The sequence below is a fragment of the Afipia sp. P52-10 genome, assembly GCF_000516555.1.
Taxonomy (GTDB): Bacteria; Pseudomonadota; Alphaproteobacteria; order Rhizobiales; family Xanthobacteraceae; genus P52-10.
In genome coordinates, this window is sequence record NZ_AZSJ01000007.1 from 732,417 (window position 1) to 745,443 (window position 13,027).

Consider the following 13,027-nt stretch of genomic DNA (forward strand, 5'->3'; position numbering starts at 1 on the left):
TTCCAGGTTCGCCACGAGGGCTCGAAAACGAAGGTCTATCTGCCAAATCCGCCCGCCGGAGCCAAGCCCTGCCGCCGCAACGAAAGCTTTTGTTATACACCGGTCCGCGCTATTGAGTGCGGCGATCCGGGGCGCCCCCACTGCAAAACGTGCCGGACATGCGTACAAGCCGAAATTGTGCCGGAAATGTCTGTTTCCGGTGACTGACAGACCCGATGCAAACTCCCGCCACGCGATCGTGGCGCGTTTCGCCCGGAATACGACCCACCCCTCAGCAGCCACCTTCCGCCCAATATGACCAAACCCATCGTCACGCGCTTTGCTCCCTCGCCCACCGGCTTCCTGCATATCGGCGGAGCGCGCACCGCGCTGTTCAATTGGCTGTATGCGCGCGGGCGCGGCGGAAAGATGCTGCTGCGGATCGAGGACACCGATCGCGAGCGCTCCACCAAGGAGGCGATCGACGCCATCCTCGACGGTCTGAGGTGGCTGGAACTCGATTGGGACGGCGACGTCGTCTACCAGTATGCGCGAGCCGAACGTCATCGCGAGGCCGTCGCGCAGTTGCTCGCGGCCGGCAATGCTTATCGCTGCTACGCGTCGCCCGCCGAACTCGACGAGATGCGCCAGAAGGCGCGCGCCGAGGGACGGACCCGCCTTTACGACGGGCGCTGGCGGGATCGCGATCCGGCCGAAGCACCCGCCGGGGTCAAGCCCGTCATCCGTCTCAAGGCTCCGCTGACCGGCGAGACCGTGATCGAGGATGAGGTGCAGGGCCGCGTGGTCTGGCAGAACGAGAACCTGGACGATTTCGTGCTGCTGCGCTCGGACGGCAATCCGACCTATATGCTATCCGTGGTGGTTGACGACCACGACATGGGCGTCACGCACATCATCCGCGGCGACGACCACCTGACCAACGGCGCACGGCAGAAGCAGATCTACGAAGCGCTCGGCTGGGAGGTCCCGGCCATGGCTCACATTCCGTTGATCCACGGGCCGGACGGTTCGAAACTATCCAAACGGCACGGCGCACTCGGCGTCGATGCCTATCGTGCCATGGGCTATCTGCCGGTCGCCCTGCGCAACTATCTTGCCCGCCTCGGCTGGAGTCACGGCGACCAGGAAATCTTCTCGACCCAGGAGCTGATCGACGCCTTCGATCTTCCCGCCGTCGGCCGCTCCGCCGCACGGTTCGATTTCGCCAAGCTCGAAAGCCTGAACGGCCACTACATCCGCAATGCCGATAACCACGATCTCGTGAAGGCGTTCGAGAATGTGCTGCCGTTCGCGCCGAACGGTTCCGACATTCAGAACAAGCTCAACCAATTCACGCGCTCGCAGCTGCTGCAGGCCATGCCCGGCCTGAAGGAGCGCGCCAAGACACTGCTCGATCTGATTGACGGCGCCGCTTTCATCTTTGCCGCACGCCCGATCGCCATGGACGGCAAAGCAGCCGCCCTGCTGACCGACGAGATGCGCAAACTGATCGGCACGCTGAAAGGCATTCTGGCCGGCGTATCGCCGTGGAACGCCGAAACCACCGAAAGCGCGATCCGCACCTACGCCGAACAAAGTTCCCTGAAACTCGGCGCCATCGCGCAGCCACTGCGTATCGCGCTCACGGGACGCACCACCTCGCCGGGCATTTTCGATGTCCTGACCGTGCTCGGCAAGGAGGAATGCCTGGCCCGGCTGGGGGATTTGTCGCCGAAATCGTGACGCCAAAAGCGCCACTTCCAGCCATCTTGCGATGCAAACAGCAATGGGCTACGCAGGGCAACGGAGCCCTTCCCGCGGCCCCGGTCGCACGCTCAAAAACGACCTTCAAGCCGCGCCCAGCCACCGCAACGATCCGGGGAATACGCCATGGACGCATCAAATAAAAGCAAAACCGCCACGCTGACGGTCGGCAACAAGAATTACGATTTCCCGGTCAAAAGCGGCACCGTCGGTCCGGACGTGATCGATATCTCCTCGCTGTACAATCAGGCCGGCGTGTTCACCTACGACCCCGGCTTCATGGCCACCGCCAGCTGCGAGTCGAAGATCACCTACATCGACGGCGACGCCGGCATCCTGCGCTATCGCGGCTACCCGATCGAGCAGATCGCCGAGGGCGGCGACTTCCTCGAAACCTGCTACCTCCTGCTCTACGGAGAGCTGCCGACCAAGGCGCAGAAGGAGGATTTCGATCGCCGCGTCACCATGCACACCATGGTTCACGAGCAGATGGCCCGCTTCTTCCAGGGCTTCCGCCGCGACGCGCATCCGATGGCCGTGATGGTCGCATCAGTTGGTGCGCTCGCCGCCTTCTATCACGACTCCACCGACATCAATGATCCGCATCAGCGCATGGTCGCCTCGATGCGCATGATCGCCAAGGTGCCGACGCTGGCAGCGATGGCCTACAAGTACACGATCGGCCAGCCGTTCATGTATCCGAAGAACTCGCTCGATTACGCCTCGAACTTCATGCACATGTGCTTCGCGGTGCCGTGCGAGGAGTACAAGGTCAATCCGGTGCTGGCGCGCGCGCTCGACCGCATCTTCATCCTGCATGCCGACCATGAGCAGAACGCCTCCACCTCGACGGTGCGCGGCGCCGGTTCGTCAGGCGCCAACCCGTTCGCCTGTATCGCGGCAGGCATCGCCTGCCTGTGGGGTCCTGCGCATGGCGGCGCCAATGAGGCCGCGCTGCAGATGCTCTCGGAAATCGGATCGGTCGACAATATCCCTGAGTTCATCAAGGAAGTGAAGGACAAGAACAGCCGCGTGAAGCTGATGGGCTTCGGCCATCGGGTCTACAAGAACTACGATCCGCGCGCCAAGCTGATGCAGAAGACCTGCCACGAGGTGCTGAAGGAAACCGGTCACCAGAACGATCCGGTGCTGAAGGTCGCGATGGAGCTCGAGAAGATCGCGCTCAGCGACGAGTACTTCATCTCCCGCAAGCTCTATCCGAACGTCGACTTCTACTCGGGCATCACGCTGAAGGCCCTCGGCTTCCCCACCTCGATGTTCACCGTGCTGTTCGCAGTCGCCCGCACCGTCGGCTGGATCAGCCAGTGGAGCGAGATGATCAACGAGCCGAATTACAAGATCGCCCGTCCGCGCCAGCTCTATACCGGCCAGGCCGAACGTCAGTACGTCCAGCTCGACAAGCGCAAGTAAGCTTCGGGCGGATTCTTGATACGAAACAGCCGGTGCGATCCCCGCATCGGCTGTTTTTCTTTTCCGCAACTGGCGATATCAGGACGGCTTGCGCAACGTCCGCAGTATGATATCGGCGGCCCGTTGGCTCGGCGTTCGCGCGCCGGTCGACATGATCTCGTCCAGTCTGGCGAAAGCGTCCACCTGCTGCTGTCGCGCAGGGCCATCTTCCAAGAGGGCGCGCAGCGCAGGCGCAAGCTGCTCGGACGTACAGGCCTCCTGCAGAAACTCGGGCACGACATTCTCGCCGATCACGAGGTTGGCCAGGATGACCGACGATACGCGAATGAGTCGCCGTGCGACGAAGGCCTCGAACGCCGAGCCCTTGTAAGCGGTCACCATCGGCACGCCCGACAGCGCCAGTTCAAGCGTCACCGTCCCCGACTTCGCCAGCGCCGCCCGCGCGGAACGAAAGACTGCGCGGCGTTCGTCATCGCCGACGACGATACGCGGCTGCACCGGCCAATCGCGGCTCAGTTCGCCAATCAGGTCGGTCAAGTGCGGCAACGCCGCAATCACTGGCTCGAACGACACGCCATGGTCGCGCAATCGCGCCAGCGTCTCACCGAATGGCTGCATGTGATGGCGGATTTCGATCCGGCGGCTGCCCGGCAACACCACCAGCAGATTGCCGGCCTCTCGCCGGCTCTGCTCGGCAGCATTCGGCCGCAACACCCCAAGCTGCTCCAGCAGCGGATGGCCAACGTAGCTGCAAGGCGGTCCACCGAGCTTGCGATGCACCTCCGGTTCGAACGGCAGCAGCGCCAGCAAATGATCGACGTAAGGACGCATTCTCCGCGCGCGCCCCGGACGCCAGGCCCACACCGTGGGCGAGACATAATCGACGATCGGAATGTGCGGCGCCCGGGCGCGCACCCGTTTGGCGACCCGCTGGGTGAAGTCCGGGCTGTCGATGATCACGAGCACGTCGGGATCGGCGGCGATGACACGATCGGCGGTTTCGCGAATGTGCCGCAGGATCGCCGGCAACCGGCGGGGGATGGCTACAAGCCCCATGATCGACAGTTCGTCGATCGGAAATGGACTCGTCAGTCCCTCTTCAGCCATCGTACCGCCGCCGACGCCCGAAAAGACAACTTCCCCCCCGAGCGATGCGCGCAACGCGCGCATCAGGCTGGAGCCGAGCCGATCGCCGGACTCCTCGGCCGCAATCAGGAAAATCCGTGGCGCGCTCACGCCGGCAGCCCGGTCACGAACAAGCCGGCGTTGTCGGCCTCGCGCACGACCACATCGGGTTCAGCGATCAGCGTCTGGCCAGCTATGATCGCGATGCCGGCGAGCCCGGCCACCGTGGCGCCGGTGACCGTCTTCGGACCGAAGGTCGGCAGGTCGTAACGCAGGTCCTGCGTCGTCTTCGGCGCCTTGACCAGCACGCCTCGCCCTGCCTTGACGCGAATGCGTCCGTCGGCGCGCAGTTGAACCACCCGCGCCAGCATTGCATCGGTCCCCTCGATCCCTTCGACGGCGACGACATGGCGGTCGATCACCACCACCGCCTGTCCGATGTCGAACGGGCTCAACGCCTGCAGCGCGGCCAGACCAACCTCGATGTCCGCTTGCGCGCCATCATCCGGTGCCGTGCGCGTCAGCAAACCGGCGGGCATCAGCAGATCAGGCGCAACGTCCTTGACGCCAAGCATTCGGAAACCGCGCGTTTCGAGGATCTGCCCAATGCGCGTCAGCAAGTGGTTGTCGCCACCACGGAAGGCGGCGACAATGCGTGGCACCACCCGCACGGTTTCGAAATCGAGCCTGATCTCAGACAGCGACGGTCGCACCAGCCCACCGATGAAGACGATGTTCCGGCATTGCTCGGCCTGCAGCAAACGAGTCAGCCGCCCGAGTTGCCCCAAAGCTACCCAATGGTGCCGATAGTGCGCCAACCGCTCGGGATCGCAAAAGCCGCGGATGCCCAGCATCACCGGCTCGGCGCCGCGGGCCAGAAGCGAATCCGCAACCGCGAAGGGGAGCGTACCGCTTCCCGAAATGATGCCGATGGTCTCGGAGCCCGCCGCATCCGGCATGAGACTCAAGCCTCTTGTGTGCCGTTGCTCGAGCGATCCGGCATGACGATCGGACGCTTGTCTCCGGACGATACGAAATCGAGAATTTCCGCGACGGCCGGATCCTCGGCTCGTTCCTCCGCCAGTGCTTTGACTCGATCGGCAAACTGCCCCGGACCAAAGAAGAGCCGTTGGTAGAAACTTCGGACCTTGTGCAACCGCTCGCGGGTAAATTTGCGCCGTCGCATGCCGACAACGTTCAAGCCCTCGAGCTTGGCGTGTTGTCCCGTCGCGAATCCGAATGGGATGACGTCGCCACGCACGCCACTGACGCCGCCGATCATGGCCTGCGAGCCGATCCGTGCGAATTGATGCACAGCGCTCAGCCCGCCGATGTAGACGGAATTGCCAACGACACAGTGACCGCCAAGGGTCGCCGAGTTGGCAAAGATCGCATCGTCGCCAACCAGGCAGTCGTGTCCGACATGGCTATACGCCATGAAGAAGCCGCGGTTTCCGACCCGCGTCAGTCCACCACCTTTGACGGTGCCGACGTTCATCGTCACCGACTCGCGGATGACGCAGTTGCCGCCGATCTCCAACCGCGTCGGCTCGTTGCGGTAACCAAGATCCTGCGGCGGCGTGCCCAGCGAGGCAAAGGGGAAGATCGTGCATCCCGCGCCAATCGTCGTATGTCCGGCGATGTTGACATGCGACACGAGTCGACAGCCGCTGCCAATCGTTACGTTGCCGCCGATCGTACAGAACGGGCCGATCTCGACATCAGGCGCGACAACCGCGCCGTCCTCGATCCTCGCGCTCGGATCAATCTTTGCCATCTCTCTCCGTCACCCCGAAGTCTAACGATGTGCCATGCCGCCGCCGAGGATTGCCGCAGTCATGTCATTTACGAAGGTTCGGCCGACGGTTGTGGTCATGAATTGTTACGGTTGATGACCGGCACCGGGCTGACGATGTCAGGTCCCGAGCATCGCGCTGACTTCGGCTTCCGCCACCAGCGTCCCGCCGACACGCGCCTCGCCGCGATACCACCACATGTTCTTGCGCTGCGCGAGCTTCGTCATGTGATACTCGATCGTGTCGCCGGGAATGACCGGCTTGCGAAACTTCGCCTTGTCGATGGTCATGAAATAGACCGTTGGCGACGTGATGGACGGAAACTTACCCGATGCAATGCAGATGACGCCGGCAGTCTGCGCCATGCCTTCGATCATGTACACGCCGGGAAACACGGGGCGTTCCGGGAAATGCCCCATGAACTGCGGCTCATTCGCCGTCACGTTCTTGACGCCGATGGCAAACTCATCACTGCGGATCGAATGAATACGATCGATCAGCAAGAACGGAAAACGGTGCGGCAACATCTTTATGATGTAATTGATGTCGCCCGATTCAAGTGTCGCTTCGGTCATCCCTTCTGCCCCGGCTCCCCGCGCACTTGCGCGTCCTGGTCTTTCGTCGTGCTCTCGCGGGCCATCCGCTCGAGCAACATCATCTCCCGGAACCAGAGCTTGACCGGCTTCGCCGGCGTACCGCCCCATCGCGCTCCGGGTGGAACATCATCATGCACGATGCTCGTCGCCGCGATCTGCGCGCCGTCGCCGATCGTCACGTGATTGTTGATGCCGACCCTCGCTCCCAATGCAACGCCCTCGCCTAGCGTGACGCTGCCCGCGATGCCGACTTGACTGGTGATCAGGCATCTCCGGCCGACCACCACGTTGTGAGCGATCTGCACCAGGTTATCGATCTTGGTGCCTTCGCCAATCACCGTGTCGCGCAATGCACCGCGGTCGATCGTGGTGTTGGCGCCGATCTCGACGCCATTCTGAATGATGACACGGCCGGTCTGCGGCACCTTAGCGTGCCCTTGGGCTCCCGGAAGAAAACCATATCCGTCCTGACCAATCCGACAGCCAGGATGGATGATGACGTCGTTACCGACAATGCTGCAGGCGATCGATGCATGGGCACCGACCGAGCACGACCGCCCGATCGTGACGTGAGGGCCGATCACAGCGCCCGGTCCGATGATCGTGCCGCTGCCGATCTCGACACCGGGACCGATCACCGCAAGCGGTTCGATGCTGACGTCGTCCTCGAGCCGTGCAGTCGGATGGACCACAGCGTTGGTGGCAACGCCTGCCGAACCGAATTGCAACGGAGGCCGCAATGCGTCGGCGTGGAAGCGCCTGGCGACGGTCACGAATGCCCGATAGGGATCGGCTACGCGCAGCGCCGTGACGTGCGCCGGCAGATCCCTTTCCATCCGCTGATTGACCAGGCAGGCCGCGGCATGGCAGCTCGCCAGCTGCGAAGCATACTTGCTGTTTTCCAGAAACGTCAGATGTGAGGGCCCCGCCTCGTCTAGGACGGCAAGACCCGTAATCGGCAGCAATGCGCGCTTGGGATCGGCAAGATGCGCGCCGGTCATCTCCGCAATATCGCCGAGCGTCAAACGTGGCGGCTCGCCAAAGAAGGTATGATGCTTCATCGCCTCTGCCGCCGTCCGGCTTCAAACTCCCGAGATATCAGGCCGCGTCTGTGAGGCCCAACTGACTGGGCACCAGAAAGCTGGAACTGGCGCTGAGATCAAGCCCCGGAAGGTCATGGAACAAAACATTCGGGCCAGCGAACTGGCCCGAAGTCTCGTCATATCGCGATCAGAAGGTGGTTCCGCCGCCGAATCTGAAGACCTGGGTCCGGTCGTTCGGGCCCTTCGCGACCGGTATCGCATAGTCGAAGCGCAGCGGTCCGAACGGCGACTGCCAGATGATACCCGCACCGACCGAGGCGCGAATGGTCATGCCGTTCTGAGCAACGTTGACCGATTCACCCGTCGATACGAAATCAGTTGGTCCCTTGTAGTCCCACAGCGAGCCGACATCGGCGTAGATCGCACCCTTCAGGCCAGCTTCCTTCGGCAGGAACCAGAATGGCATCTGCAACTCGGCCGACGCACCCCAGTACATGGTACCACCGAGCGCGTCCTGCGCCGTGCCGAGCGTAATGTCACGCGGGCCAATGCCGACCGGAGCGAAACCGCGAACCAGGTTCGGCCCCATCTGGAAGTGGTCCAGCATGCGCAGGCCGCCGCCGCCAAGCCCGGTCACATGACCGGCCTGACCACGCAGCACACCGACCACATCCGAGAACACCGGATAGTAGAAGCGGGCGTCGATCGCCGAGCGCAGGTACTTCACGTCGCCGCCGAGGCCGGCGATGTCCTGACGCAGTTCGACCAGCAGGCCGTTCGTCGGGTCTTTGTTGTTGTCGAGGGTGTTGTAGGCAAGGGTGTAACCGACGGCCGAGGTCCAAACCGGACCGCCAGCAAGTTCGATCTTGATCGGCAGCGACGCCTCGCCATCGGCGTAACAGCCAAGGCCGTTGCTGCCGGAGAGATCAATGCCGTTCGCCGCAGCAAACGCAGGCGTCGGGTTGAACGCCAAAGAGGTGTTAGCCAGATTGTTGTTACAGTTCCGCAGCAGCGGATCGACCGATACCTCCTGCCGATACAGCGAGTAGCGGAGCTGCATCGTCAGATCCTCGCGGAGCGCGAAGCCCAGGCGCCCCGAGAAGCCGGTCGTCTTCGTCTCATACGAGATGTAGCTCGACGGAAGCTGCTGGCGCTGGAAGATATCGATGCCGCCCGCCACGCGATAGCCGAGCAGGAACGGCTCGACGATCGACAGCGAGTAACCGCGCACGCGCTGGCCATACTGTACGGCAGCCTTGGCGTAGAGGCCGGTTCCGAGCAGGTTACGCTCGGCAATGCTGACTTCGCCGAGGAAGCCGTCCGAGGTCGAATAACCGCCCGATACCGAGAAGTCACCGGTCGACTTCTCTTCGAGATCGACAACGATGATCACGCGATCAGGCGAGGAGCCCGGCTCGGTCAAGATTTTGACCGTCTTGAAGTAATCGAGGTTTTTCAGGCGGCGTTCGGCGCGATCGACCAGCGCACGGTTGTACGCGTCGCCCTCGGCGATATCGAACTCACGACGGATCACGTAGTCCTTGGTGCGCGTGTTGCCGCGAACGTTGATGCGCTCCACGTAAATGCGCGGTCCTTCGTCGACCGAGAGCACGATCGAAACCGTCGCATCCTGGAAGTTGCGCTCACCGCGCGGGCGCACGCTTGCGAAGGCATAGCCGCGCCGCGCCGCCTCAACGGTCATCTCCTCGACCGACTTCTCGATTGCCTCTCCGTTGTAGACCGAGCCGACGCCGAGTCTCAGGAACGGCCGCAGCGAGTTCGGATCAAGCCCGCGAATGCTCGACTGAACGTCGATCGATCCAACGCGGTACTGCTGTCCTTCCTCGATCTTGAAGGTGACCAGGAAGCCTTTGCGAGCTGGATCGTATTCAGTGAGAGCGGCGACGACCTGAACGTCGGCATAGCCGTTCTTAAGATAGTAGCGACGGATCAGGTCACGGTCGGCCTCGACGCGATCCGGATCGTAAATGTCGCCCGAGCCAAGGAAGCTCAGGATGTTCGATTCGCGGGTCTTGATGACGTCGCGCAGGCGATAGGACGACACCGCCTTGTTGCCGACGAATTCGATCGACTTGACCGCGGTCTTCGCACCTTCGGAGATCTCGAAGATCAGATCGACGCGATTGTTCGGCTGCTCGATGATCTGCGGGACGACGGAGACATCGTAACGGCCCTGGCGGCGATAAATTTCGGCGATGCGCTGGGCGTCCGACTGCACCATCGGGCGCGACAGGCTGCCGCGCGGCTTCGACTGCACCTCAGTCGAGAGCTGCTCGTCCTTGACCTTCTTGTTGCCCTCGAAAATGACGCGGCTGATGACCGGGTTCTCGACCACGGTGACGACCAGCCGGCCACCCTGCGGATTGATCCGCACATCCTGAAACAGGCCAGTTTCGTAAAGTGCACGCAGCGCATCGTTGATACTGCCGCTGTCCAGCCGACCGCCCGGTCCGGGTTTGAAGTAGGAACGAATGGTATCCGCCTCGACCCGGCGGTTACCTTCAACCACGATCGACGAAGCGGATTGAGCATTCGCGGGGGATGCAACAAACGTTACAGCCGTCAGAGAAGCAGCCGGCAAAATCGCTAACAGGGCGGCGACCAAACCTCCCCGAAGCATGGTCAGTCCAAGTCTCATTCGCCAAGCGCCCTCAAATCAAACTCAACGCCGACCCGCGCCCTGCGTACCGACGGAATCCCCACATTTCCGTTCACGCTTGTAGCCAATTTCCGCGAAGCGGCAACTGGGTTTCACAAGCAAATTCTAATTTCCAACCAACACGTTGCCTATCCGCAACGTCCCGACAAAGATTCGTCGGGGCATTGCCCGAAACTCGACACGATTCCTCAGGAGGTCGCCCTGAAGATGTGAAGGATATCGTTATAGGTCGCGAAGATCATCAGCATGAGAACCAGCGCGAGGCCGACTCGGAAGCCCATCTCCTGAGCCCGTTCCGACAACGGACGGCCGCGCACAGCCTCGACTGCGTAGAACATAAGGTGACCACCATCCAAGAGCGGCACCGGGAATAGGTTCAGCAAGCCGATCGACACCGACAGAACGGCCGCAAGGTGAATCAGCGCCGCCATGCCAATGGTCGAAACCTGACCGGAAATCTGCGCGATCCGGATCGGACCGCCGATCTGATCGGCCGCCTCGCGCCCCGCAAACACGCCGCCGATATAGGCGAGCGTCCGGTCAACCACGAACCAGGTTTCCTTGACGCCGAGCCCAACAGCCGTGATCGGATCGACCTTCTGGTTGGCGGCGTCTTCCGGCGAATTCGCCCGCGTGATCCCGAGCACGCCGATGCGGTGGGTGTTCCCGAAATTATCTTTTATTTCCCGCAAGTTAGGCGTCGCATTGACGACCAGGGATGTGTCGTCGCGCTTGATGGTCAGCGCCAGGCTCTGCCCGGCCTTGGTGCTGACGATCCGCTGCATGTCGGAGAAGCTCTCGATCGCCGTGCCATCGATCGCGATGATGACGTCGCCGGGCTTGATGCCTGCGGCGGCAGCTGCGCTCTCGGCCTGCACCGAATCCACCCTGGCACTCGCCGACGGCTTGCCGAAGAAGGTGAAGAGCCCAGCGAAGATGACGATGGCAAGAATGAAATTGGCGATCGGTCCCGCAGCGACGATCGCCGCCCGCGGCGCAACCTTCTTGTGGTGGAAGCTGACCTTTCGGTCTTCCTCCGACATCTGCGCCATGGCCGCGGCGGAAGGCGTGCTCGCCTCACTCTCGTCGCCGAAGAATTTGACGTAGCCGCCGAGCGGTATCGCCGAAAGCTTCCAGCGCGTGCCATGCCGGTCGTTGAAGCCGACCAACTCCGGACCGAATCCGACCGAGAACGTCAAAACCTTCACGCCGCACCAGCGCGCAACCAGAAAGTGGCCGAGTTCGTGAAAGAACACGACGATGGTCAGAACGAACAAAAACGGAACAATGTAACCCACCACGCCGTTGCCGAGCGCGCTGAATCCATTCACGAAAAAGTCGACCATCCAGTTCCCCTTGAAGGCCCGCGAAGGCCCTTCTCCAACCCGTTAGGATGCCTTTGCGGCGATTTCGGGCAAGAGGCTTCGCGCCATATTTCGCGCATTATGGTCAACAGCAATCGCATCGTCTGCCGATGTGAGCGGCGCCAAATTGCCGCCCCTCACCCACGCGTTCATGGTCGCCTCGACCAATCGTGCAATGGCACCGAAGCGGATCGACTGGGCGACGAAGGCCGCGACCGCCACCTCATTGGCTGCATTGTAAACAGTGGTCGCCCCATCCCCGGTCCGCAAGGCGTCATAAGCCAGCCGCAGCCCCGGGAAGCGTTCGAAGTCCGGCGCCTCGAAGGTCAACTGACCGATCTTCACCAGATCGAGCTTGGCTGCAGGGCCGGCGATCCGGTCGGGCCAGCCGAGGCAGTGGGCGATCGGCGTGCGCATGTCGGGGGCGCCAAGCTGAGCCACCACCGAGCGGTCCGAGAACTCGACCATGCCGTGAATGATCGACTGGGGGTGGACCAGAACGTCGATTTCATCGGGCTCCAGCGCGAACAGGTAGGAGGCCTCGATCACCTCGAGCCCCTTGTTCATCATCGACGCCGAGTCGATCGTGATCTTCTGGCCCATGCTCCAGTTCGGATGCTTCAGCGCCTGCGCCAACGTCGCCTGCTCGATATCGGCCGCCGCCCAGGTCCGGAACGGGCCGCCGGAAGCGGTGATGATGACGCGGGTCAGCTCATCGCGGTTGCCGCTGGATAGCGCCTGAAACAGCGCATTATGCTCGGAGTCCGCAGGCAGGATGCAAGCCCCCGCCGCCGTCGCTCGGTCCATGAAGAAATCGCCGGCACACACCAGGCATTCCTTGTTGGCGAGCGCGACGGTCGCACCGCGATCGACAGCGGCGAGCGCGGGCTTCAGACCCGCAGCACCGCTGACGGCGGCCATCACCCAATCCGCAGGCCGCGCTCCCGCTTCGATGATCGCGCTCTCGCCTGCACCGCTCTCGATCGCTGTCCCCGCGAGCGCTTCGCGCAGTTCGCTGAGCCGCGCGGGATCGGCCACCGCGACGAACTTCGCATCGAACTCGCGTGCGAGCTTGGCCAGCCCCTCGACGTTGTTGTTGCCCGTCAGCGCCTCGACCTCGTACCGATCGCGGTCCGCGCGCAGCAGATCCATCGTGCTATCGCCGATCGACCCGGTTGCGCCGAGCACCGAAACGGTACGTTTGCGCAACGCGCTGGCCGGGTTGTTACGCAACGGAACTGCGCTCATC

General features: G+C 62.6%; 10 protein-coding genes. 2 read left to right on the forward strand and 8 right to left on the reverse strand.

All coding sequences use genetic code 11. The annotated features are described in order from the left end of the window. Nucleotides 1-294: 294 nt before the first annotated feature. Nucleotides 295-1,722 (forward strand): glutamate--tRNA ligase, encoded by a 1,428-nt coding sequence (gene gltX, locus X566_RS20685; protein ID WP_034471151.1) that lies wholly within the window; start codon nt 295-297, stop codon nt 1,720-1,722. A 147-nt stretch (nt 1,723-1,869) separates the two neighbouring features. Beyond that, the gene (gltA, locus tag X566_RS20690; RefSeq protein WP_034471153.1) at nt 1,870-3,174 is read left to right on the forward strand and encodes a citrate synthase; all 1,305 of its coding nucleotides are present in this window, start codon (nt 1,870-1,872) and stop codon (nt 3,172-3,174) included. A 78-nt stretch (nt 3,175-3,252) separates the two neighbouring features. Here the strand turns inward: gltA and lpxB are convergent, their stop codons facing one another. From lpxB to dxr, 8 genes are all read right to left on the reverse strand, one after another. Beyond that, the gene (lpxB, locus tag X566_RS20695; protein WP_034471155.1) at nt 3,253-4,410 is read right to left on the reverse strand and encodes a lipid-A-disaccharide synthase; all 1,158 of its coding nucleotides are present in this window, start codon (nt 4,408-4,410) and stop codon (nt 3,253-3,255) included. Continuing rightward, a complete protein-coding gene (locus X566_RS20700; protein ID WP_034471157.1) occupies nt 4,407-5,258 on the reverse strand; it encodes an LpxI family protein in 852 nt (283 codons plus the stop codon). The genes lpxB and X566_RS20700 overlap by 4 nt, the downstream gene beginning before the upstream one ends. Nucleotides 5,259-5,263: 5 nt before the next feature. Beyond that, complete coding sequence (gene lpxA, locus X566_RS20705) at nt 5,264-6,076, reverse strand: acyl-ACP--UDP-N-acetylglucosamine O-acyltransferase (RefSeq protein WP_034471159.1); 813 nt, start codon at nt 6,074-6,076, stop codon at nt 5,264-5,266. Between the two features lie 138 nt (nt 6,077-6,214). Continuing rightward, complete coding sequence (gene fabZ, locus X566_RS20710) at nt 6,215-6,670, reverse strand: 3-hydroxyacyl-ACP dehydratase FabZ (protein ID WP_034471161.1); 456 nt, start codon at nt 6,668-6,670, stop codon at nt 6,215-6,217. After that, nucleotides 6,667-7,752 carry a UDP-3-O-(3-hydroxymyristoyl)glucosamine N-acyltransferase gene (gene lpxD / locus X566_RS20715; RefSeq protein WP_034471162.1) on the reverse strand — a complete coding sequence of 362 codons (1,086 nt, stop codon included), beginning with the start codon at nt 7,750-7,752 and terminating at the stop codon, nt 6,667-6,669. Before lpxD ends, fabZ begins: the two co-directional genes overlap by 4 nt. Before the next feature lie 169 nt (nt 7,753-7,921). After that, nucleotides 7,922-10,393 (reverse strand): outer membrane protein assembly factor BamA, encoded by a 2,472-nt coding sequence (bamA, locus tag X566_RS20720; protein WP_034471163.1) that lies wholly within the window; start codon nt 10,391-10,393, stop codon nt 7,922-7,924. 209 nt (nt 10,394-10,602) lie between these two features. Further along, entirely contained in the window at nt 10,603-11,760 is a 1,158-nt protein-coding gene (rseP, locus tag X566_RS20725; RefSeq protein WP_034471164.1) for an RIP metalloprotease RseP, read from the reverse strand. A gap of 42 nt (nt 11,761-11,802) precedes the next feature. Then, nucleotides 11,803-13,026, reverse strand: a complete 1,224-nt coding sequence (dxr, locus tag X566_RS20730) for a 1-deoxy-D-xylulose-5-phosphate reductoisomerase (protein ID WP_034471165.1) — start codon at nt 13,024-13,026, stop codon at nt 11,803-11,805. Between the last annotated feature and the right edge of the window lies 1 nt (nt 13,027).